22 protein-coding genes are annotated in these 21,031 nt (G+C 53.4%); 16 read left to right on the forward strand and 6 right to left on the reverse strand.

Annotated elements, in window-relative coordinates:
* The first annotated feature begins 38 nt into the window (after positions 1 to 38).
* Genes ACOQPU_RS25210 through ACOQPU_RS25220 form a run of 3 tightly spaced genes read left to right on the forward strand, consistent with a single transcriptional unit; the run spans position 39 to position 2,702 of the window.
* Positions 39 to 1,274, forward strand: a complete 1,236-nt coding sequence (locus ACOQPU_RS25210; protein ID WP_420642589.1) for an MFS transporter — start codon at positions 39 to 41, stop codon at positions 1,272 to 1,274.
* Between the two features lie 59 nt (positions 1,275 to 1,333).
* Positions 1,334 to 2,200 carry a phosphotransferase family protein gene (locus ACOQPU_RS25215; protein WP_420642590.1) on the forward strand — a complete coding sequence of 289 codons (867 nt, stop codon included), beginning with the start codon at positions 1,334 to 1,336 and terminating at the stop codon, positions 2,198 to 2,200.
* Positions 2,193 to 2,702, forward strand: coding sequence for a GNAT family N-acetyltransferase (locus ACOQPU_RS25220; RefSeq protein WP_420642591.1), 510 nt, complete (start codon positions 2,193 to 2,195; stop codon positions 2,700 to 2,702). Before ACOQPU_RS25215 ends, ACOQPU_RS25220 begins: the two co-directional genes overlap by 8 nt.
* Positions 2,703 to 2,722: 20 nt before the next feature.
* Here ACOQPU_RS25220 and ACOQPU_RS25225 read toward each other — a convergent pair whose 3' ends face one another.
* Both ACOQPU_RS25225 and ACOQPU_RS25230 read right to left on the reverse strand, forming a co-directional pair.
* Positions 2,723 to 3,256, reverse strand: a complete 534-nt coding sequence (locus ACOQPU_RS25225; protein WP_420642592.1) for a class I SAM-dependent methyltransferase — start codon at positions 3,254 to 3,256, stop codon at positions 2,723 to 2,725.
* 4 nt (positions 3,257 to 3,260) lie between these two features.
* A complete protein-coding gene (locus ACOQPU_RS25230) occupies positions 3,261 to 4,427 on the reverse strand; it encodes a pyridoxal phosphate-dependent aminotransferase (protein ID WP_420642593.1) in 1,167 nt (388 codons plus the stop codon).
* A gap of 84 nt (positions 4,428 to 4,511) precedes the next feature.
* On the opposite strand from ACOQPU_RS25230, the gene ACOQPU_RS25235 reads away from it, so the two are divergent.
* From ACOQPU_RS25235 to ACOQPU_RS25250, 4 genes are all read left to right on the forward strand, one after another.
* Complete coding sequence (locus tag ACOQPU_RS25235) at positions 4,512 to 4,853, forward strand: HIT family protein (RefSeq protein WP_420642594.1); 342 nt, start codon at positions 4,512 to 4,514, stop codon at positions 4,851 to 4,853.
* Positions 4,854 to 4,960: 107 nt separating this feature from the next.
* On the forward strand, positions 4,961 to 5,746 hold the full coding sequence (locus ACOQPU_RS25240; protein ID WP_420642595.1) for a bestrophin family ion channel: 786 nt from the start codon (positions 4,961 to 4,963) through the stop codon (positions 5,744 to 5,746).
* Complete coding sequence (locus tag ACOQPU_RS25245) at positions 5,736 to 6,146, forward strand: hypothetical protein (protein ID WP_420642596.1); 411 nt, start codon at positions 5,736 to 5,738, stop codon at positions 6,144 to 6,146. The genes ACOQPU_RS25240 and ACOQPU_RS25245 overlap by 11 nt, the downstream gene beginning before the upstream one ends.
* Before the next feature lie 35 nt (positions 6,147 to 6,181).
* On the forward strand, positions 6,182 to 6,460 hold the full coding sequence (locus ACOQPU_RS25250) for a hypothetical protein (protein ID WP_420642597.1): 279 nt from the start codon (positions 6,182 to 6,184) through the stop codon (positions 6,458 to 6,460).
* Positions 6,461 to 6,592: 132 nt separating this feature from the next.
* On the opposite strand, the gene ACOQPU_RS25255 is transcribed toward ACOQPU_RS25250, so the two are convergent.
* The 3 genes from ACOQPU_RS25255 to ACOQPU_RS25265 form a co-directional block, all read right to left on the reverse strand.
* Entirely contained in the window at positions 6,593 to 7,414 is an 822-nt protein-coding gene (locus ACOQPU_RS25255; protein ID WP_420642598.1) for a choice-of-anchor Q domain-containing protein, read from the reverse strand.
* Positions 7,415 to 7,621: 207 nt separating this feature from the next.
* The gene (locus ACOQPU_RS25260; RefSeq protein WP_420642599.1) at positions 7,622 to 8,788 is read right to left on the reverse strand and encodes a CSLREA domain-containing protein; all 1,167 of its coding nucleotides are present in this window, start codon (positions 8,786 to 8,788) and stop codon (positions 7,622 to 7,624) included.
* A gap of 143 nt (positions 8,789 to 8,931) precedes the next feature.
* The gene (locus ACOQPU_RS25265; protein WP_420642600.1) at positions 8,932 to 11,751 is read right to left on the reverse strand and encodes a Calx-beta domain-containing protein; all 2,820 of its coding nucleotides are present in this window, start codon (positions 11,749 to 11,751) and stop codon (positions 8,932 to 8,934) included.
* 162 nt (positions 11,752 to 11,913) lie between these two features.
* On the opposite strand from ACOQPU_RS25265, the gene ACOQPU_RS25270 reads away from it, so the two are divergent.
* Complete coding sequence (locus ACOQPU_RS25270) at positions 11,914 to 13,164, forward strand: ATP-grasp domain-containing protein (protein WP_420642601.1); 1,251 nt, start codon at positions 11,914 to 11,916, stop codon at positions 13,162 to 13,164.
* A 7-nt stretch (positions 13,165 to 13,171) separates the two neighbouring features.
* Here the strand turns inward: ACOQPU_RS25270 and ACOQPU_RS25275 are convergent, their stop codons facing one another.
* The gene (locus tag ACOQPU_RS25275) at positions 13,172 to 13,477 is read right to left on the reverse strand and encodes an oxidative damage protection protein (protein ID WP_420642602.1); all 306 of its coding nucleotides are present in this window, start codon (positions 13,475 to 13,477) and stop codon (positions 13,172 to 13,174) included.
* Between the two features lie 110 nt (positions 13,478 to 13,587).
* On the opposite strand from ACOQPU_RS25275, the gene ACOQPU_RS25280 reads away from it, so the two are divergent.
* From ACOQPU_RS25280 to ACOQPU_RS25315, 8 genes are all read left to right on the forward strand, one after another.
* Positions 13,588 to 14,514 carry a methionyl-tRNA formyltransferase gene (locus ACOQPU_RS25280; protein ID WP_420642603.1) on the forward strand — a complete coding sequence of 309 codons (927 nt, stop codon included), beginning with the start codon at positions 13,588 to 13,590 and terminating at the stop codon, positions 14,512 to 14,514.
* Positions 14,515 to 14,612: 98 nt separating this feature from the next.
* Entirely contained in the window at positions 14,613 to 15,119 is a 507-nt protein-coding gene (locus ACOQPU_RS25285; protein WP_420642604.1) for a hypothetical protein, read from the forward strand.
* Positions 15,120 to 15,170: 51 nt separating this feature from the next.
* The gene (locus tag ACOQPU_RS25290) at positions 15,171 to 15,698 is read left to right on the forward strand and encodes a hypothetical protein (RefSeq protein ID WP_420642605.1); all 528 of its coding nucleotides are present in this window, start codon (positions 15,171 to 15,173) and stop codon (positions 15,696 to 15,698) included.
* A gap of 234 nt (positions 15,699 to 15,932) precedes the next feature.
* Positions 15,933 to 17,669, forward strand: a complete 1,737-nt coding sequence (locus ACOQPU_RS25295) for an NAD(P)H-dependent oxidoreductase subunit E (RefSeq protein ID WP_420642606.1) — start codon at positions 15,933 to 15,935, stop codon at positions 17,667 to 17,669.
* Between the two features lie 4 nt (positions 17,670 to 17,673).
* Entirely contained in the window at positions 17,674 to 18,477 is an 804-nt protein-coding gene (gene fdhD / locus ACOQPU_RS25300) for a formate dehydrogenase accessory sulfurtransferase FdhD (RefSeq protein WP_420642607.1), read from the forward strand.
* A gap of 33 nt (positions 18,478 to 18,510) precedes the next feature.
* A complete protein-coding gene (locus tag ACOQPU_RS25305) occupies positions 18,511 to 18,699 on the forward strand; it encodes a hypothetical protein (RefSeq protein WP_420642608.1) in 189 nt (62 codons plus the stop codon).
* Positions 18,700 to 18,740: 41 nt separating this feature from the next.
* Entirely contained in the window at positions 18,741 to 19,271 is a 531-nt protein-coding gene (gene hoxE / locus ACOQPU_RS25310; RefSeq protein WP_420642609.1) for a bidirectional hydrogenase complex protein HoxE, read from the forward strand.
* Positions 19,268 to 20,968 carry an NADH-ubiquinone oxidoreductase-F iron-sulfur binding region domain-containing protein gene (locus ACOQPU_RS25315; protein ID WP_420642610.1) on the forward strand — a complete coding sequence of 567 codons (1,701 nt, stop codon included), beginning with the start codon at positions 19,268 to 19,270 and terminating at the stop codon, positions 20,966 to 20,968. Before hoxE ends, ACOQPU_RS25315 begins: the two co-directional genes overlap by 4 nt.
* Positions 20,969 to 21,031 lie beyond the last annotated feature (63 nt).

Here is a 21,031-nt window from a genome sequence, read left to right on the forward strand (position 1 = left end):
GCCGGATAATCCCCAATCTGGCTATGATTTCACGATTAATGCAAAAATTCCGCGCGGTGGTGCCCTGGCAGCGCACCCTGGCCATTATGTTTGTGGCGCAGTTGCTAACGGCCGTTGGCTTCTCCGTCATCTTCCCCTTTCTCTCCCTTTATGTTACTGAACTTGGCAGCCAGAGTGGGCTTAGCGTGGAGTTTTTGGCCGGGGCGGTCTTCTCGGCACAGGCACTCACGATGATGATTGCTTCGCCTTTTTGGGGGGCGGTGGCAGATCGATACGGCCGTAAGCTCATGGTGCAACGCGCCATGTTTGGCGGCGCGATTATCATGCTGATGATGGGCTTTGTGCGCTCCGGTGAGGAGCTGGTTTTGCTGCGCGCCCTGCAAGGGATGGTGACTGGCACGGTGGCGGCTGCCAACGCCCTCATTGCCTCTGTGGCACCGCGCCAGCGCAGCGGCTACGCGATGGGGCTGCTGCTTATGGGGCAATCAACAGGCATTGCCATTGGGCCACTCATTGGCGGCGTTCTGGCCGATGCCTTTGGCTACCGACTGACTTTTGTGTTGACCTCGGTATTGCTGCTGATGGGCGGTGTGTTGGTTTTCTGGGGCGTCGAAGAGCGATTTAGCCCACGTGCGCAATCTGCCAAAGCGCGACCCTCCTTCTGGGCTGCCTGGCGGCATGTGTTTCAGACAGACGGCGTGATTTTAGCCTACGCGCTCCGCTTTTTGGCCAATCTAGGGCGTACCTTGCTGACGCCTTTTGCCCCGCTTTTTATCGCTACGTTGCTCATAGACAGTCATCGCCTCAACACCGTGACAGGATTGGTCATTGCGGTATCGGCTGGGGCTGGGACGATTACGGCCGTTTACCTCGGCCGCCTGGGTGACAAAATTGGGCACGGGCGGGTGCTCAAATGGAGCGCATTAGCGGCTGGGCTGCTCTTTTTGCCGCAAAGTTTGGTCACGGCAGCGTGGCAACTGCTCATTTTGCAAGCTCTGACGGGGGCGGCAGCGGGCGGCATCATTCCTGCCATTAGTGCCTTGCTGGCGCGTTATACTCAGCCCGGCGAGGAGGGCAGCGTTTACGGCATCGATAACTCAATTGTGGCCGCTTCCAGAGCCGCCGCGCCGCTGGTGGGTTCGGCCATTGCCTTCTGGTTTGATTTGCGGGCAACTTTTGCGGCCACGGCCGTTGTCTTTTTGCTCGTTGCCCTTCTCTCCTTTTTACGACTCCCGTCTGCCGACCCTGATCCTTTGCCAAACCTTGGTGATTAGCAAAGTAGGCAGCCACATTTCATTGCACATTTGCAAAGTCGTGGCACACTTGCGTTCCTATGGACGATACTGGCCCTTTTATTCGAGCAATTCAAACTGTGTATCCGGAACTGGCGGTGGAAACGGCCGTTTTCAACCAGGAAGGCCAGTACAATACCGTGCTGATTGTTAATGACGATCTCATTTTTCGCTTTCCGCGCTACGCGGGTGGTCTGGAACAGTTAGCTCTGGAGACGCAGATTTTAACGGCCGTTCAGCCCTACCTGCCGCTTCCTGTGCCCAATCCTATTTACACAAATTTTGGTGACGCACCCGTTGGGAAGGCGTTTATGGGGTATCGGCGCATTCCGGGCGAGCCGCTGTATCCGCCTGCCTTTGCCAAAATTGCGGATAAGGCGGCTTTGGCCGCGCAAATTGCCCACTTTTTGCAGGCGTTGCATGCCGTTCCCATCTGCGAACTTATTGACGAACCCCTGCCAGTGAGCGACACGGAGGAGGAGTGGTGGGATGTGTACGGCCGTATCCAAACTAAGCTGTTTCCCTACATGCGGCTGGATGCGTGCAAAGAGGTGGCGCATCATTTTGAAAGCATCCTGAACGACCCCCAGCAACTTCAATTTGAGCGAACCCTGCGGCACGGCGATTTTGGCACCGGCAACCTGCTGCACAATCCAGATACCGGGCAGATGAGCGGCATTATTGACTTTGGGTTTACCGTGCTAGGCGACCCCGCCTTTGACGTGGCCGGTTTGCTGACGTACGGCGAGCCATTTGTGCAGGCAGTGGCGCGCCATTACCCAGCCATTGAGCAACTTTGGCCGCGCATTTGGTTTTACAGAGGCACATTTGCCCTGTATGAAGCCTTGTTTGGCATTGAAAACGGGGATGAGCAAGCCTTTCAAAGTGGGATAGAACAATATGTCTGATGAGGCTTGGCGGCTAAAATTTGAGCCACTTACCGCAGTTCACATCGCCGAAATTTTGACGTGGCGTTACGAACCTCCCTACGATATTTACAATATGGGCGACGGCACGGCCGATCCGGTTGGGCTGACCGAAGCAATTGATTACTTTACCCAGCCGGAATACCATTTTCAAGCGATGGTGCGCCGGCCAGAGGGTGATTTGGCCGCCTTTTGCAGCTATGGCCCAGATGGCCAGGTGGGGGGCGGGGATTACAGCTTGCCTGCGCTTGACATCGGCATGGGGGTGCATCCGGCAAATACGGGGCGTGGCTTGGGCAGCATGTTTGCCGGGGCCGCCATTGCCTACGCCGAGCAAACCTTCAACACGCCGCGCCTGCGCGTCACCATCGCTGAGTTTAATTTGCGGGCACAGAAGGTGTGGCAACGACACGGCTTTGTTTATGCGCAGCGATTCGTGTCTCATGTGGGCAAACGGCCGTTCATCATCTTTATCCGCAAGTAAAATGAGCTACCCAAACCGAACTACTTCTCTTTGAAGCTAATCGCAGAATAGATTTCACTCAAAAAGCGGCTAGGTCTGCGGTTAAGCAGCGTGGTGTGCACAAAGCCATTCCGGCTGGCAATAGTTTGCCAACTGGAGAATGAGAAAGGATGTGGCACCCACATATTGCCCCGATCCACGTTGTATTCCACCACAACGAAGCGTCCGCCAGGGCGTAAATAACTGTAAAATTGCTGCACGATCCCATCTTTGCGCCGCTGAAAGTGGAGCGCATTGGCAATGAGAATGCCGTCAAGCGGCGGTAAGTGGAGCGGGCGGGTGTAGTTTGCCTGGAGATAGGTGACGGCCGTTTGGGGGAAACGGCCGTTCATTACAGATTTTTGCGTGCGAAGGGCTCGATTGCTTTTGTCAATCGAGTAAATTTGCCCGTTGGGGCCGAGACAGTCGGCTAGAGCCAAGGTAAATGCGCCACTCCCAGAGCCAAAATCTGCCCAGACGCCACCTGCTACGGGAATGCCCTCCCGAATTAACGCAACATGGTCAGTATGATTCATCAGCTCATCGCAAACGGGCTAGGAGCCGTTCCCCAGCTTCTTCCAGGGTGGCAAGTTTTTTGGGGAAGGCAAAGCGGATGGTGGAACGGCCGTATCCTGCCAGCGAGTAAAAGCTATCCCCCGGCACCACAGCCACGCCCACGTCTGAGGCCATGAAATAAGCAAACTCAGTGGGTGGCAAGCTGGCCTGGGGGATGGGTAGCTGGCTGTAATCTGCCATGATGTAATAGGCCCCCTGCGGCGACCTGGCCTGGAAGCCCGCTTCCGTCAAGATTTGCATCATTAAGCTACGACGCTGGTGGTAATCGTGGGTCATTTGCTCAAAGAAGCTGTCCGGCATGGCGAGGGCGGCAACGGCGGCGGCTTGCAGCGGCGTGGCGGCGCAAATGGTGGTGAAGTCATGCAGGGTGCGAATACCCTGGGCAAACCGTTCTGGGGCGATGACGTAGCCCAGCCGCCAGCCGGTCATGGCAAATGTTTTGCCCAGCCCGCCGATGGTGATGGTGCGTTCTTTAAGTGGCTCTAAGCTGCCAGGGGATTGGTGAATACGGCCGTCGTACAAAATCCGGTCGTAAATCTCATCTGTAATTAAAACCAGGTCGTTCTCCAACACGAGGTCAATGACGCCAGCTATTTCTTCATCGTCAAAGACGCGGCCTGTGGGGTTGTGGGGTGTGTTGAGCAGCATTGCCTTTGTTTTGGGGGTGATAGCTGCTTGTAGCTTGCTTATTTCCAACCGGTAATCGGGAGCTTCCAGCGGCACGGCCACGGGCACCGCATTGGCAATGTAGGCCGCCGGCCGAAAATTATCGTGGGCTGGTTCCAGGATGAGCAGTTCGTCGCCGGGGTTGAGGATGGATTGAACGGCCGTAATGATTCCTTCACTCACGCCGCAGGTAATGGTGACGTGTTTGTCGGGATGCACCTCCCAACCAAGCCGCTGGCTGTACAGCTCTGCCAATTTTTCACGCAGCGGCGGGTAGCCCCAGGTGATGGCATATTGGTTGAGTCCGTTTTGGATGGCGTGAACGGCCGCTTCTTTCACGGGTGCGGGTGTGTCAAAGTCGGGGAAGCCCTGACTGAGGTTGATGGCATTGTGTTCAAGGGCCAGCCGGGTCATATCGCGGATAACCGATTCGCGGAACAGTTGAAGGCGTTGAGAAGTTTGCATGGGGCGAGTATACTTTTGGCAGAAACGGCCGTCAAAGTAGAAAACTTCATTTAATAAACCACAATTTTCAAGGAAGGAGTCAAAATGTCAGAGCAAGATTGTTTGTTTTGTGCCATTATCAATGGAGATGAACCGTCTAAACTCATTGCCAAAGATGAGGCCGCCAAGCTGGCCTTGATACAAAGTTTGCACCCCGAAGGGGCCATTCATTGGTTGGCGATTCCCTACGAGCATGTTGACAGAATTGAAACGTTGGCGCGGGACAGTGCCAGCCGGTTCCAAGAGCTGTTGACCTTTGCGCTGGATGCCACCCAACAGCAAGCCGCCGAGAATCCTGAATTGGCTAAAGGATTTACCGTGAAGATGCACATTGGCCCATTTGAGACCGTTCATCACGCCAAGCTACATATTTTATCTGTTGAGTAATGTCTCGACCCACACGTTTTTTGAGCAAACGTGTGCCTTGAATAGTGACGGCCGTTCCGCTTTTTCCTGAATACGGCCGTCTGCCCTAATGGTGCAGTTGCCTCATCATGCAAACCATCAAACAATTTCGCAAAATCATCGATTACCACACCTGGCTTGTGACTGGGCTGGCATTGATGGTGGTATTTTTGTGCCGCCAGCTAGATTTTCTGGTTGAGCTACCCACGACGCTGATTGGGATTGCCGTGGTCTTTCCGTTGGTATTTTCTATTAACAGTGCCTACAAGCGGCGAGAGGATGCGCTACGCGCGTTTGCCAGCCTAAAAGGGCATGGAATGGCCCTCATTTTTGCCCATCGAGAGTGGCCACAGGGCGAGGCCAGCCATACAGTTCGGGCAGAACAGTTGTTAAAACGGTTGTTAACGGCCGTTGCCAGCCACTTCTCCAGCAATGGCCACGACCAAAGCCAAACCAAGCCGCAAATTTACGCCATCTTCTCAGATTACTCACACTCACATGAATTGCTGCGCCAGGCTGGTGTGCCTGCCAACGAAATTTCTCGCGCCAACCAATATTTGCGCCAGCTTATCATTGAGTTTGAGAAAATGAACAATATTGTTAACTATCGTACGCCGCTGGCGTTACGTGCCTATAGCCGCCTCTTCTTGAACTTGTTTCCGCTGCTGTTTGGGCCGCACTTTGCCAACATTGCCTACCCAGAACATCCATTTGCCGGATACATTGTGGCTCTGGTGTACAGCCTGGTTTTGGTGAGCCTGGACAACATCCAAGACCATCTTGAAAACCCCTTCGACGGGGTTGGCACGGATGATCTGCATTTGGACGTAGCGGACGAATATCAACAATTGTCAGCAATCAATTATGGCGATTAAACAGCTGGGGGTGTGTTTGCTGCTTCTGTTGGTAGCGTGCGGTTCAGCAGAGCCATCCCCCACGCCGTTTACAGCACCTGTTCCCATCGGAGAAGATGGCATGATTACCTATTTTGAAATGACAATGGCTGATGGCACAGTGCTGGAATATGGCGTTGTGCTGCCGAATGGCTTTGTTGATGGGGAAACATATCCACTGCTGCTGGCATTCCCGCCAGGGCCGCAAACGCGGAGCATGGTAGTAGCGGGCAATGGGTACTGGGGCGCGGAAGCGCAGGCACGGGGATGGGTGGTTGTGAGCCCAGTAGCCCCCAATGAGACGCTCTTTTTTCAAGGGTCTGAGCAATATTTGCCGCGATTTATCCGCCAGAAGGGGAAAAATTTCATTTGGCGGGAATGAGCAATGGCGGGATTAGTTCATTTCGGATAGCGACTATGATGCCGGAAAAGTTTGCCTCAATAACGGCCGTTCCCGGCTTCCCCCAATCCGCAGACTTTGACCAACTGAATAAGCTCACGCAGATTCCCATTAATATGTTCGTTGGCGAGAATGACACAAGCTGGGTTGCTCGCATGGAAGCAACTGAAGCGGAACTTCAAAAGTTGGATGGGCGAGTTAGCCTGACCATTGTGCCTAATGAGGGACATGTTATTCAAAGTCTCACTGGCGCACAGCTTTATGATCTACTGGATGCTTACCGAATAAAAGAGTAGGGCTTACGCATTCGTCCTCACCAGACTGCAAAAGTCTGGGGTCAAATGATGTTCATTCCAGAGAGAATAAGACTTTTGTAGTCTTTACTGCGTAAGTCCTGAGAGTAATCGTGAACCGTTGCTGACGGCCGTTTACGGATTGATGACAAACGGCAGGTAAACAAAGATGGTCGATGACCCTGGTGGTGCTGCTGCCGTGGGCGTGATTGTCGACACGGCCGTATTCGTGGGAGTCGCAAGCGGCGGTGTATTGGTTGGCGTGACTGTAGGCGAATCCGTCGCTGTGGCCGTGCTTGTTGGTGTTGCTGAGGGTGTGTTTGTCGCTGTGGCGGTGTTCGTTGGGGTGGCCGTGTTGGTAGGCGTGGCTGTATTCGTTGGTGTTGTAGTGGGCGTGTTGGTAGGCGTATTCGTTGGTGTCGGTGTATTGGTTGGGATCGCGGTATTTGTGGGCGTGGGAGTTGGCGTGGCTGGTGCTATGGCACCGAACTCAAATGCACCACTATCACACATTGCACTTGTGTCACCATCGCCATCAACGGGACGTGGAAAGCCGCGCTGGTCGGTGTTGGCGCAACTGGCGTCATCCCCAGCATCTATCGCCGGGCTACCGCTGCTGAGCGCGTGGTTAAGTGTGCTGCCATCATTAAGTGCTAGCGCAGCCAGCAGCGGATCGCCGCTGACATTGCCTGAGGTGCTACCGCTTACCGTGCAGCCCGTACTGTCCTGAATGAGGTTGTAGCCACCAGAGATGATGGTTCCGGCACAATCTGGCCCGCTGGCCGCACTGTTGCCTGCGATGACGCTGTTGGCGACGTTGAGCGTGCCGCCATTTTCATTGAGGCCGCCGCCGTTGGCAACGGCCGTATTCGCAAAAACGGTTACATTGTTTAGCGTGGCCGTACCCTGATTTTGTAAGCCGCCGCCGTCGTTGGCGAAATTGTCGCTCAGGGTCACGTTGGTGAGCGTTAGCGTACCGGTGTTCAGGATGGCTCCGCCTGTTTGGGTAATGCTGGTGCTGTTGCTGTAAATGACGCTGCTGCTGATGCTGTTTTGGCTGATGGCCCCTGTGGCAATTGCCCCACCGCCCAGCAGGCTGTAATTATCGGTGAAGGTGCCGTTGGTGATGGTGATGGTGCCCTGATCATTATAGATGGCTCCGCCTCAGTTACCGGCGCTGTTGCTGGCGATGCTGCCGCCGTTCATAGTAAAGCTGCCCTGTCGTACTTCCATTGCCCCGCCGAGATTAACGGCCGTATTCTCCCGAATCTCCCCCCCATTTTGCACAGCTTGCCCCTGGAAGATGTACATTGCCCCACCGCCAAAGCTGGTAGCCACAGAGCGATTGGCTTCAATGCTGCCGTCATTGATGGTGAGCAAGGCGGCTGGATTGACCACATAAAAGCCACCACCGTAATTGGCTTCATTGTTCGTGATGGTGCCGCCGTTCATGGTAAACGTGCCCGCGCTAATTAACGCCCCTGCGCCGCGGAAAGCGATGTTGCCGCTGATGAGGCCGCTGTTCATAATAACTGAGCCGCTGCTGTTCCAAATGCCGCCGCCGGGGAAACTGTTGGGGCCAGGGGCTTGCCCTTCGTTGCTCAAAATCTGGCTGTTGCTGATGTTTAAGGTAGCGGTGGCCATGTTGAGAGCAATGCCGCCCCCGCGCATGGCAATATTGTTAGCCACCGTGCTATCTGTGAGGTTTACCGTGCCTTGATTGGCATAAATGCCGCCGCCCGATGCGTTTGAGCTGGTGGTGGCTGTATTGCTCAACACCTGGCTGCCATTCAAAATATTGAGGATGCCACCAGACAAAAAGATGCCGCCACCGTTCCCCACCGTCACGTTATCTCGCAGAATTGCATCGTTCAGGGTAACGTTGCTAAAACCATTGGCCAGGATTCCGCCCCCGTTGCCGCTGGCTGGTGCGCCATTTTGCAGCGTCAGGTTGCTAAAAGTAACTGTGCCGGAGCTGATGTTGAATAGACGAATCGCGTTATTGCCGTCGATGATGGTGCTGGTGGCGTCGGCACCTTGCCCGGTGAGGGTGATCGTTTTGGCAAGGCTGATTTCGCCGAGACCAGAAGAAAGTGCATAGCTGCCTGCGGGTAAAAAGATAGTGTCAAACGCGGCAGAGAGCTGCACAGCATCCCGCAGTGAACAGGTGCCATCATCACAATCGCCATCAGCGGCATCGGTAAAGGTATTCACATTCCAATCGGCGGCGTAGACAACGGCCGTTTGCCGGAACAGCCAAAAGAGCAAGGGGATAATGATTAGCATTTGGCAACTGGCAAGAACGACAGCCAACCTTTTTTGTCTGTGCATGAAATGTTTGCCCCTGAAAGCGAGTGTTGTAGTTTAGGCGGACGTGCCCAAGGTAGCAGGCGCAGGTTACAAGATTTGTTACGGATTGAAGGGGGAAAAGAAACGCCCGCAGACTGTTGTTTGCCTGCGGGCGAGCGACTAATTTAAGGTTTTAGAACAAGAGGTAGGAATATCACAAAGCCATCATTGTCATCGTCGTCGGTGATGGTGCCAACGGCCGTACCGTCATCAATTGTGGCATTGCTGGGTGTGCTTAAGGTGATGTGGAACGTTTCATCATCTTCGCTTACCGTATCCCCATTGACTGTGATGCCGATGATTTGGCTTGTTGAACCAGGGTTAATGGTGAGCGTATCGCTTGCCGCGAGATAGTCTGAGCCAGCCGTCGCACTGACATCGGCCGTTTGGTAATTCACGGTAATGGTTTTGCCGCTGGCGGCTGTTAGGTTGACCACAAAATTGGCGGTTATGGTACCGCTGTCTCCTTCGCTGACGGTCACATCTACAATAGAGAGGCCGGGTGGCAAATCATCGTCGGTGATGGTTGCTTCACCGCTGCTATCTGCCAGGGTAACATTGCTTTCGTTGCTTAGCTCGACGGTGAACGCTTCATCAAATTCGTCTAAGCTGTCACCTGTTACTGAAATAGAGATGGTCTCTTCATCGTCACCTGGCGCGAAAGTAAGCGTGCCGCTGTCTGCGGTGTAATCTGTACTGGCAACGGCCGTACCGTCCACGGTAGCCCAGTCAACCATAATGGTTTTGCCACTTTCAGCAGAGAGAATGACAGTGAAAACGGCCGTGCCGCCTTCACCCACAGTCACATCACCAATAGTGAGGGAAGGGGGCGCATCATCATCTAGAATGGTGCCTGTGCCCGTATCATCTCCCAGTTGGCTTGCGCCAGATGGATTGCTCAACGTGACATTAAACGTTTCATCATCCTCGTCTAGGGTATCACCCAAAATATCGACGATTACCGTTTTTGTCATATCACTTGGTAGGAACTCCAGCGTGTCAGAGATGGCGGTGTAATCCATACTAGCCAACGCCGTATCTGCAAAGGTTTCATAATCTACGGTATAGGTTGTGTCAGTGATGAAGGAGCGGCTAACAGTAAAGATCATCTGCGTATTGCCCACATCCCCTTCGGCCATCGTAACATCGCTAATGAAGAAGCCAATGCCATCTTCGTAGGCACCGCTGTCGCACACGCCGCCAACAGGGCGAAGATTGCCGCGCTGGTCGGTAGCGGGGCAGGTAGCGTTGTTGCCATTATCAATTGCTGGGCTAAGTGCACCTAGCGCATAGTTGAGCGTGTCGCCACCGTTCAAAGCCAGCGGTTGCAGTAAGGGATCACTACCACTGTCACCGCTGCCAGCCAGACCACAGTTGTTTATGTTGTTGCCTGCGCTGGTAATGCTGCCGCTGCACTCTGCCCCACCCGTGTTGCCAAAGATGATGCTGTTGCCCACGGTGAGCGTGCCGCCACCGCTATTGCTCAAGCCACCGCCGCTGGTGTTGGCTGTGTTTTCAGAAAGTGTGACGTTGGTGAGAACGGCCGTATCTGTGTTAGCTAACCCGGCTCCACTACCAGCTTCATTGCCACTCAACGTGACGTTGGTCATTGTTAATATGCCCCCATTTTTAATGGCGCCGCCGCTGCTTGTAATCGTTGCCGTATTTGTGAGTAAAGCTGCGTTCTGGATGGTCGTTTGGCTGCCGATGCCGGTGGCAATGCCCCCGCCGTCGGCAATACTGTTGTTAGTATGAATGGTACCGCCATTTATGGCGAGCGTGCCTTCAGCGGCGTAAATGCCGCCCCCCATGTTGCCGGCACTGTTGCTATAAATTTCACCATCATTAAGCGAGAATCGGCCTAAAGCATCACCAATTTCTAAGGCACCGCCGTCATTAACGGCCGTATTTGCCGAAACTTCTCCACCATTCATAATGATATGGCCTTGGAAAATGTACAATCCACCGCCGCCAAATATACTTGCGATGGAACGATTCTGTGTGATTTCTCCCCCATTTATGGTGAGTAATCCAGATTCTTCACGAACATAAACCCCGCCGCCGTAATTAGACTCATTATCAATGATTTGACCACCATTTATTGTGACTGATCCACCAGAGACCAAAATACCGCCGCCACGAAAGGCAAGGTTGTTGCGAATTTCTCCATTGTTGATGGTGGCTGACCCTGCCCCGATAAAAATGCCGCCACCATGAAAGCTATCAGTTACAGTGTTGGCTACATTAAAAGAAATTTCGCCACTATTAAGGGTCAGGTTAGCGGACGTCTGATTAACGAAAATTCCGCCAGCACGGTCGCTAACATTGTAATTAACGTTGCTGTTATCTATTGTGATTGAACCACGTAAGGTGTAAACGCCACCACCGTCGGCAACGGCCGTATTGGTGACTACTTCACTATTTTGCAAAGCTAATGCGCCACTTTGCAGGTAAATGCCGCCGCCGTTTGTTGTGGCACTGTTGCTAAAAACTGAGCTGCTGTTCAAGGTCACATTTGTTGTTGCCCCGCTGATGTGAATACCGCCGCCGTTAACATCAATACCATTTTGAATGGTGAGATCGTTGAAAACAACAGTGCCGCCTGTCACATTGAACACCTGGCCGTTTCCTTGCGCATCAATAAATGTGTCTGCGGAACTGTTGCCGTTAAAGGTAAGATTTTCTGTAACAACAAGTGTAGAAGCGAGGGTATATGTACCTGCTGGAATCGTAATATCATCGCCGTTTCCAGCCTGGTCAATAGCTTCTCTCAGGGAGCAGCTAGCCATATCGCAAATGCCGTCATCTTGATCGGTGAAGATGTTGACGGTGAAGGTAGCCGCATGTGCGATTTGGGCCTTGCTTAGGATTGCAAATAGAGCGGGCAGGATAAGAAATACGATGGCAATCGCCAGCGCGAAAGTTACAACATTTTTGTTTTTCATTAAATTAAGTACGCTCCCTATACAATGCGTTTACGGTTACTGCGGTTATTGTCAGTGTAATTTACGATACAACTCTTGTTAGGCGCATGTTACCAGCAGAGGATTACGAAGTTGGTTAAGGTGGTTTGTAGCCTCTGGTAAGGATTTAGCTAAAATGGGGATATGTTGCGTAATAATTTGACTATACTTTTGCTGACCACGCCGCAAAGTTATCGGGTTGATCCATTTTTAGTGGCGGCAAAAAAGCTGGGCATTAAGGTGGTGCAGGGGATTAACTTGCCTGAAGCGTTGGCCGAACAGTGGGGCGTGCAGTTACAGTTAGATTTTAGCCAGCCGGAAACGGCCGTTGCCCACATCATCCAATTTGCCCGGAAACGGCCGTTAGCCGCCATTATTCCCGTAGATGATGCCGGAGCAGTGTTAGCGGCGCAGGCAAGCCAGGTGCTTGGTTTGCGGCATAACAATGTGGCCGCAGCCGAGGCGGCACGCGACAAATTCCAGATGCGGCAGATGCTGGCAGATGCGAGTGTAAACTCGCCCAAATTCAAGCGATTTTCCCTCACGGCTTCACACTCAGATGTTGTGCAACAGGTATTAGCTGAAATTGGCTTCCCCTGTGTGGCCAAGCCGCTGCACCTGAACGGCAGCCGGGGAGTGATGCGCGCCAACGATGCCGCTGAGCTAATGGCAGTTGTGTCTCGGCTGGGGGCAATGTTGCCGAGCGATGCTGAGTTTTTGGTGGAGAGCTACCTGCCCGGTGTGGAGGTGGCGTTGGAAGGTGTGTTGGAAAATGGCCGTCTTCATCCCTTAGCCATTTTCGACAAGCCAGACCCGCTGGAAGGCCCATTTTTTGAGGAGACGATTTATGTGACGCCCTCACGCCTGCCAGAAGATGTGCAGCAGCAAATTGTAGAAACGGCCGCTGCCGGGGCGGCGGCGTTGGGTTTGCAGCTAGGATCGGTTCATGCCGAGCTACGGGTAAATGAGGCTGGCGCGTGGATTGTTGAGGTAAACGGCCGTTCTATCGGCGGCTTGTGCTCCCAAACCTTGCGTTTTGATATGGGACTCTCTCTGGAAGAGTTGATATTGCGCCAGGCAACGGGCTTGCCCGTAAGCCATTTGCAGCGAGAGCAGCAAGCCAGCGGCGTGATGATGATTCCCATTCCGCATGGCGGCATTTTGCGTGGTGTCAGCGGCGTGGACGAGGCGCGGACAGTTCCCGGCATTGACGAAGTGACAATCACCGCTCCGCTCAACAATCGGCTTGTTCCTTTGCCAGAGGGCGAAAGCTATTTGGGTTTCATTTTTGCCTCTGGCAGCTCACCAGATTCGGTGGAAAACGCACTGCGCCAGGCGCACGCGCAGCTTGTTTTTCAAATAGATGAAGAGATTCCTTTGGTCAGCATTCACTGAATACTGGCTACTTTTTGCGTGGCGCGGCCGTTGGTGGCGTCCAATCCTCTGGCATTTGGGCACCTGCGCCGAAGAAGAATTCGTCCATTTGCTCGAACAAAAAGTCGTTAGAACGGGGATCAGCCAGATTGAGGCCGTAATGGTTGATGAGAATGGTGGATTGCTGCTGCCACATATCCCACGCCTGCTGCGAGATTTCATTGTAGATGCGCTCGCCAAGTGGGCCGGGAAACGGCCTTTTCGGCAACGCCTCTAGCTCCCGATTTAGCTTGGCGCAGTGAACAACAACGATTGTTTTTTCATAACGAGCCATGTGGCCCCCTTATTTTTTTGATTGATGACAACTTTTTTAACCGTTTAGATAAACTTATTCGTCTAATCGTAAATCGTCAATCGTAAATCGTCAATTTTTAGGTGACTGCTTTGCGCATTTTGTTTTTTGGCATGTTAGGGATGTTGACCCGGCAACCGTTGGCGGCACTGCTGGCAGCTAATGTGGAGCTATGTGGGCTAGTGTTGCCGGCCGAAATCGTGCCGCCTTTTGAACTGCTGGATAACGGCCGTTCCTCAACCCCAATCACCCCCATCCGCAGCCAGCCGCAGGCGTTGAATTTGCTTTCAATCAGGCAGTTAGAATCACCCCTAACGCTTGCATCTAAAAACCAAGTTCCTGCCTTTGCCGTACGTGATTTGGCGGCAGCAGAAACCATTACTGCTCTATCTGCCCTTGAGCCGGATTTGATTTGCGTTTCTTGCTTTCCCCATTTGCTGCCGCCGCAAATATTGCAACTGCCTCGCCTGGGTTGCCTCAACGTACATCCATCCCTGCTGCCTCGTTTTCGTGGCCCGGCACCGCTCTTTTGGGCATCGCGGGCGGGCGTAACCAAAACGGGCGTGACGATCCATTTTATGGATGAGGACTTTGATACGGGGGATGTGGCTTTGCAACGGCCGTTTCCCCTCCCAGAAGGCATTACCTACCCAGAATTAGAAGCGAAGTTGGCTCAGATGGGTGCTAAGTTGCTGGTAGAAGCCGTGCAAAAGTTGGCAATTGGTAAACTGCCACGCCAGCCCCAACCAGCAGGATTCACCAGCGATCCCTGGCCTTCCGATGCAGATTTTGCTTTGGATTTAAGCTGGTCTGCGCAACGAGCCTACAATTTTATGCGTGGCACCATGAATTGGGAACGGCCGTATTTTGTTGAGATCGTGGGGAGAAAGATTTGGTTGGAAACGGCCGTTGCCTACCGGCCAAATGCTCAACAATCCCAGCAGCAAACCCGCAAAAATGACACCTTATTTATCCAATTTTCGCCAGGAATTTTACAAGCGATAAGTCGTGTTATTTAATGCTTGGCTGACTTTGACACGGTGGCTGAATTTGGCTACCATGCGAGTACATTGTCACTTTGTCCTCAACTTTGGTCGCTTAACAAAGGATGTTCCCCATGCGTCGCAACATTTCGTTCATAAGTTTGTACCTGATGTTGAGTTTATTGGTGTTAGTGAACGGCCGTTCCCTCACGGCTGACCAAAATAGCTTGCCACCGCCGCCCCCGTTTCCCCCACAGCCAATTGCTCAAACGAATTTAACGCCGCACGCTATAGTTGGTGGCGATGCGCAGCTCTTTCTGCCCCTTGTACTTAAACCTGAAGAAATCGGCCCCTGGGTTGATACCCAAAATCGCCAGCAGGTTGTCACATTTTATCTGGACGAATACCTTGCATCCGAAGGTGTAGACAGCGGCTGGAACGGCAACGTAGGTAGCTGTGTTGCTGGGAATACCTCGGCAGCTTTCAAAGAAGCTATTTTGCGGCGACTCAACTACTTCCGGTCAATGGCAGGAGTACCTGACCTGGAAGGCCTCCTGGCAGAGTACAACAGCAAAGCCCAAGCCGCGGCCCTGATGATGAGCGCAGAAGGTGCTCTCAGCCATACGCCTGGAACTGGCTGAGCGTGCTACACCAGTGATGGTAGCGAAGGGGCAGGCAGCTCTAATCTATATTTGGGTGTTTATGGGCCCTCAGCCATAAGTGGCTATGTTTATGATCCTGGGGATGGGAACTATTTTGTTGGGCATCGCCGCTGGATTTTGTATCCACAGTCCAAAAATTTGGGCACAGGGGATATTCCGCCGTCGCCGGGGTATGCACCTGCCAATGCGCTCTGGGTGTTTGACACGGCCAATATGTGGGGGCCACGGCCAGACACACGCGAAGCGTACATTGCTTGGCCGCCACCTGGATACGTGCCGTACCAAGTTGTGTATCCCCGATGGTCATTTGCATATGATGATGCGGATTTTTCTGGTGCAACCGTTACCATGAGCAAGAATGGCTCCCCGCTTAGCCTAACGGTAAACACAGTTGTGGACGGATTTGGTGAAAACACGCTGGTTTGGGAGCCAAATGATACTTTTAGCAGTGCGCCTTCGGTTGATGTAGCCTATCAGGTAACCATAAACAATGTCGTCATTGATGGCAGTCCACAATCATTCACCTATGTTGTTACCATGATTGATCCCGGTTCATGAGAGGCGGCGGGCAAAAGAAATTTGTTGCGATTAAGCGTTGGTAAACCGATATATCTCAGTTACAATGGGAACTGATCAGATGCATTGGCCCCAGATGTACCCTGCACTCCCACATTCCCGCAGACTCTTTTCAGGCCAATGGCAGAAACCAACCAAGCCTTTGTCACCACCCGGTTTGGCCATTCCCTCAATGCTCGCGGCTGGCCCGGAGACAAAACTGCTAAGGAGTGACCTGTGACCATTGCCGCGCCACCTGTAGATTTGACGCTACTCGCCCCGCTTCTGGAAAGATACAACGGCCGTTCCCGTGAAGCCCTCCTCCCATTTTTACACCAGGCTCAAGAAATTTATGGTTGGCTACCGCCCAACGTGCAGGAAGCCATCGGCAAAACGCTGCGGGTGCCTCTGGCCGACATTCACGGCGTCATTGAGTTTTACACCATGCTCTACAACGAACCGACAGCCCGCCAGGTCATTCGCGTCTGTGAAGATTTAGCGTGTAGCCAGGAAGGGAGCCATGCTGTCATCCACGCCATTAGCGAGGCAACCGGACTGGAACCGGGTGAAACAAACGCCAATTGCAGCCTAACATTTGAAGCGGTGCCTTGCTTGGGCATGTGTGAACACGCCCCCTGTGCCCTGAATGGTGAGCAACCCGCAGGCAGCCTGACGGCCGAAAACGTCCCCGACTTTTTAGCTGGAAACCTGCCAGAACCCAATGCGCGACCCCGCGGCGGCCCTTTTATCAAGCTGGCGCGGATTGGCAAAATCGATCCCAGTAGCCTGGCAGATTATGAAGCCCATTCTGGCTACGATGGCTTACGCAAAGCTGTCAACATGACGCCCGAAGTGTTGGTTGAAACTGTGGATAGCTTCGCTATTTTGGGACGTGGCGGGGCGATGTTCCCGCTGGGTCGTAAATGGTTCTTCACCCGCAGTGCCTCCGACGATCCGCGCCAGAAGCATATTGTGGTGAATGCGGATGAAAGCGAACCCGGCACCTTCAAAGACCGCTGCCTGATGGAAGAAGACCCATTTGCCGTGATTGAAGCAATGACCATTGCTGCCTACGCGGTCGGTGCTGAAAATGGCTGGATTTTTGTGCGGGGAGAATATCCCCGCGCTCATGCCCGTTTGCACCACGCGGTGGACGAGGCGATGAAGGCAGGTTATTTAGGCAAGAACATTCTGGGCAAGCCAGGTTTTAACTTTAACGTGAGTGTTCGCCTCGGTGCAGGGGCTTACATTTGTGGCGAAGAGACGGCATTGTTTGAAGCCATCGAAGGCAAGCGTGGCTTTCCTCGCATCAAACCACCATATCCTACGACGCACGGGCTGTTTGGCCAGCCAACGGCCGTAAACAATGTTGAAACCCTGGTAGCCATGTTAGCTGCCCTCACCATCGGCGAAGCCTCCTGGAACATGATCGGTTCAGACAAGTCGCCCGGCACCAAGCTGTTTTGCGTCAGCGGCGATGTGGCTGACCCTGGCATTTATGAAGTGCCGTTTGGTCTCACCATTCGCAATCTGATTGGCATGGCCGGTGGCGTGCCGCATGGCAGAAAAGTACAGGCGGTGCTGATGGGTGGGGCAGCTGGTGTATTCATCGGGTCAGACAAGCTGGATACCCCACTTACCTATGAAGATGCTCAACGAGCAGGCATTCCACTTGGCTCCGGCGTAATCATGGTGTTTGATGAAACGGCCGATCTGCGCCAGCATTTGGTGGAGCTAGCCCACTTTTTTGCCCACGAAAGCTGCGGCAAATGCTTCCCCTGCCAAATTGGTACCCAGCGGCAGCTTGAAATTTTAGACCGCATCGCCAATAACGGCGGGCCACGCAGTAGCGACAAGCAACTCTTGCTTGATGTTGGCTTTACCATGACGGAAACATCGCTGTGTGGCCTGGGGCAAACGGCCGCATCCGCCATTGTAAGTGCCATCGAGCTGTGGCCGGAATTGGTTGAATAAACAAGTGACAAGTAACGGCAATCGCCCAACAATAATTGAGAAGTCTACAGGGATTCAGCCAACGCAATACATCACCGTTGGTGTTGGCGACCCCAAAGATGTGGCTGGCTGGGTGGTAGAAGAAGCCCAAATTTGCATCTCGATCAATGGTGAAGAGCTGGCTACCTTCATGGCTTCCCCGCGCGATCTGGAAGCGATGGCGGTTGGTTTTTTAGCCAACGAAGGCATCATTCAGCACCCCAATGAGATTCGCCACCTGCATCTTTCCCAGAACAACTGCGTGGATGTGTGGCTCCACGACACTGAGTTTGAGAAGCCGCGCAAATTTATCATCACCGCTGGCTGCGGCGGCGGGGTGACGTTTGATGATTTGTCCAGTGAGCATGAGCCGTTGACCTTCGACTTATCGGCGACGACAGAGCAGTTGGCCGAGTTGATGCGGCAGACTCACTTGGATGCAGAGCTTTACCAGCAAGCACGGGGGATTCATACGGCCGTTCTGGCCACCCCCAGCGAAATTTTGCTACAAACAGAAGATATTGGCCGCCACAACTGCCTGGACAAGCTGCGTGGGGAGGCACTTTTAGCTGGACTGGACACCGAGGGCAAGATTTTGTTGTCGAGCGGCCGTATTTCCAGCGAAATGATCAACAAAGCCCGGCGGCTCGGCACGCCCATTGTGTGCTCCCGCACCTCGCCCACCAGCTTGTCGGTGGCTTTGGCCGATGCCTGGAACATTACCCTGGTTGCCTACCTGCGCCAAAACCGGATGCGAATTTATACCCATCCGGAACGAGTAGTGTCTTAAGTTTTTTGCCATTAACTAATTGCGTATTCCGTCATGCACACAACCGATACGCAATACTTCGTACAAGCGCAAAATATGCGCCGAAAGCGTAAAAAGTTTGATCACGCAAAGGCACAAAGTCGCCAAGAAAAAGAAAACTTTGCGCCTTTGCGTGAAATTTGGATTGTGGCTCTGTCACGTTATGAACTACGCAATAAAAAGTCAAAGGCGAAAACTTCATAAAACGATTTAGAATATATTCTAGAGGAAAAGGATTTGGTAAAATGACACCCGTCTCCACCACACCCCATCCCAGCGGCGACGAACGGTATGCCGCTATCGACCTCACCATGAAGCGGTTCAAGTACGAAAAAGATGCCTTACTAGAAGTGCTTAACGCTGCTCAGGAAACATTTGGCTATCTTTCTGAAGACTTACTCATCTACATTTCCCAGCAGCTCCATTTGCCCCTCATTCGCGTGTACGGTGTGGCCACCTTCTACCATATGTTCACCTTTGAGCCGCTGGGCGAACACAACGCCATCGTTTGCACCGGCACTGCCTGCCACGTCAAAGGCTCCGACCAAATTGTAAAAACCATTGCCGAAGCGTTTGAGATTGAATCTGGCGAGACCACCCCAGATGGTTTCCTGAGTCTAACCTCGGCTCGCTGCATTGGCAGTTGTGGTTTGGCTCCCGTGGCCGTGCTGGATGGCAAAGTGATGGGCAAAGAAACCGCGCAGGGCATGTTGCGCCGCATCGAGGAAATGGTTGCCATGTCCAAAAGAAAGCAACCTGTGGGGAGCCAATCATGAACAACAGCAAATTAGAAACGTTGGCACAGAAGGAAAGAGAGCGGCAAGCTGGCTTTGAAAAGCGAATCTTTTGCTGCCAAAGCACCGCCTGCCTCTCTGCCGGAGCCGATCTGCTTCAGATGACGCTGGAGCAGGGCGTCAGTAAGCAAAACGGGGCTGGGGAAACGGCCGAAATTGTGCGTACAGGCTGTATGGGATTGTGCAGCCGTGGGCCACTGGTGCGCGTCGAGGCCAAAGATGAGCCTCCGATCCTTTATGAAGAGGTAACGGCCGATCTTGCCAAACAGATCGCCAGTCACCATCTGGCGACAGACAAAAAGGGTGCGCCAGACGACGAAATTCGGCCGACTGACTTCCCCCATTTGCGTTCGCGTAAGCAGCAAGCCGCCACGCCAGAGCGATTGGCGCGTCATGTGCTGCCCCTCGATTCGCCATTTTTCACGAAGCAGGTGCGCGTGGTGCTGAGCGAAACCGGACTGATTGACCCCGAAAGCCTGGACGATTATTTAGCTCATGGCGGCTACCAGGCGTTGGCGCAAATTTTAAGCAAAATGTCGCCAGAAGACGTGTGCAATGAGATTGTACAAAGCGGCCTGCGCGGGCGGGGCGGGGCTGGCTTCCCCACGGGCGTGAAATGGAACCTGACCCGCGAAACCGAATCTGAGGAAAAATATGTCATTATTAACGGGGATGAGGGCGATCCCGGGGCTTACATGGATCGCACCATCATGGAGGCCGACCCGCATCGCGTGTTGGAAGGGATGATCATTTGTGCTTATGCCGTTGGTGCCAACAAAGGGTATCTTTACATTCGGGGCGAGTACCCTGTTGCTATTCAGCGCATCAACAAAGCGATTCGGTCTGCCCGCCGCCGCAAAATTGTAGGGCGCGGCATCCTCGGCACTGATTTTGACTTCTTCCCGGAGGTTCGCATCGGGGCGGGTGCGTTTGTTTGTGGTGAAGAGACGGCTCTGATTCATTCGATTGAAGGGCAGCGGGGCATTCCGCGCATTCGGCCGCCCTATCCCTCACAATCCGGTTTGTGGAATGTGCCGACGGTGATTAACAATGTGGAAACGGCCGCAAATATCCCCTCCATCATCAAAAAAGGGGCTGACTGGTATGCTGCCATCGGCACAGAAAAGAGCAAAGGCACCAAAGTGTTTGCCCTCACCGGGCAGCTACGCAACACGGGCTTAATCGAGGTGCCCATGGGGATCACCCTGCGCGAGATTGTGTATGAGATGGGGGACGGTGTGCCAAACGGCCGTTCCTTCAAAGCCGCCCAAACCGGCGGCCCCAGCGGTGGCTGCATTCCCGCAGAGCATCTGGACAGCCCGGTCGATTATGAGAATTTGACCAAACTCGGTTCGATTATGGGCTCTGGCGGGCTGGTGATTATTGACGACAGCACCCAAATGCCCGATTTTGCTCGCTTCTTCATTGATTTTTGCGTGGATGAAAGCTGCGGCAAATGTTTGCCCTGCCGCGTGGGCACGGTGCAAATTCGCAACAAGCTAGACAAAATGATTGCGGGCAAAGGGTCTGTCGAAGATTTAGAGAGCCTGGAGCGGCTGTGCCGCACCGTGCAAACGACCAGCCTGTGTGGGCTAGGCAAATCTGCCCCGAACCCGGTACTCAGCACCATGACGTTTTTTCGAGACGAATACGAGTCGCTGTTGTCTGGTGATTCATGAGTTTGTGAGCGACCAAATATGTACTTTTTCCCCTCCCCCATTGGGGGAGGGCTAGGGAGGGGG

Origin of the sequence: Candidatus Leptofilum sp. (genome assembly GCF_965223285.1) — a bacterium.
Lineage (GTDB): Bacteria > Chloroflexota > Anaerolineae > Promineifilales > Promineifilaceae > Leptofilum.

Excerpts from the sequence above, each read along its gene's own strand:
- ACOQPU_RS25210 (WP_420642589.1), top strand. The coding sequence starts at position 39 with ATGCAAAAATTCCGCGCGGTGGTGCCCTGGCAGCGCACCCTGGCCATT.
- ACOQPU_RS25215 (WP_420642590.1), top strand. The coding sequence starts at position 1,334 with ATGGACGATACTGGCCCTTTTATTCGAGCAATTCAAACTGTGTATCCG.
- ACOQPU_RS25220 (WP_420642591.1), top strand. The coding sequence starts at position 2,193 with ATGTCTGATGAGGCTTGGCGGCTAAAATTTGAGCCACTTACCGCAGTT.
- ACOQPU_RS25225 (WP_420642592.1), bottom strand. The coding sequence starts at position 3,256 with ATGAATCATACTGACCATGTTGCGTTAATTCGGGAGGGCATTCCCGTA.
- ACOQPU_RS25230 (WP_420642593.1), bottom strand. The coding sequence starts at position 4,427 with ATGCAAACTTCTCAACGCCTTCAACTGTTCCGCGAATCGGTTATCCGC.
- ACOQPU_RS25235 (WP_420642594.1), top strand. The coding sequence starts at position 4,512 with ATGTCAGAGCAAGATTGTTTGTTTTGTGCCATTATCAATGGAGATGAA.
- ACOQPU_RS25240 (WP_420642595.1), top strand. The coding sequence starts at position 4,961 with ATGCAAACCATCAAACAATTTCGCAAAATCATCGATTACCACACCTGG.
- ACOQPU_RS25245 (WP_420642596.1), top strand. The coding sequence starts at position 5,736 with ATGGCGATTAAACAGCTGGGGGTGTGTTTGCTGCTTCTGTTGGTAGCG.
- ACOQPU_RS25250 (WP_420642597.1), top strand. The coding sequence starts at position 6,182 with ATGATGCCGGAAAAGTTTGCCTCAATAACGGCCGTTCCCGGCTTCCCC.
- ACOQPU_RS25260 (WP_420642599.1), bottom strand. The coding sequence starts at position 8,788 with ATGCACAGACAAAAAAGGTTGGCTGTCGTTCTTGCCAGTTGCCAAATG.
- ACOQPU_RS25265 (WP_420642600.1), bottom strand. The coding sequence starts at position 11,751 with ATGAAAAACAAAAATGTTGTAACTTTCGCGCTGGCGATTGCCATCGTA.
- ACOQPU_RS25270 (WP_420642601.1), top strand. The coding sequence starts at position 11,914 with ATGTTGCGTAATAATTTGACTATACTTTTGCTGACCACGCCGCAAAGT.
- ACOQPU_RS25275 (WP_420642602.1), bottom strand. The coding sequence starts at position 13,477 with ATGGCTCGTTATGAAAAAACAATCGTTGTTGTTCACTGCGCCAAGCTA.
- ACOQPU_RS25285 (WP_420642604.1), top strand. The coding sequence starts at position 14,613 with ATGCGTCGCAACATTTCGTTCATAAGTTTGTACCTGATGTTGAGTTTA.
- ACOQPU_RS25305 (WP_420642608.1), top strand. The coding sequence starts at position 18,511 with ATGCACACAACCGATACGCAATACTTCGTACAAGCGCAAAATATGCGC.
- hoxE (WP_420642609.1), top strand. The coding sequence starts at position 18,741 with ATGACACCCGTCTCCACCACACCCCATCCCAGCGGCGACGAACGGTAT.
- ACOQPU_RS25315 (WP_420642610.1), top strand. The coding sequence starts at position 19,268 with ATGAACAACAGCAAATTAGAAACGTTGGCACAGAAGGAAAGAGAGCGG.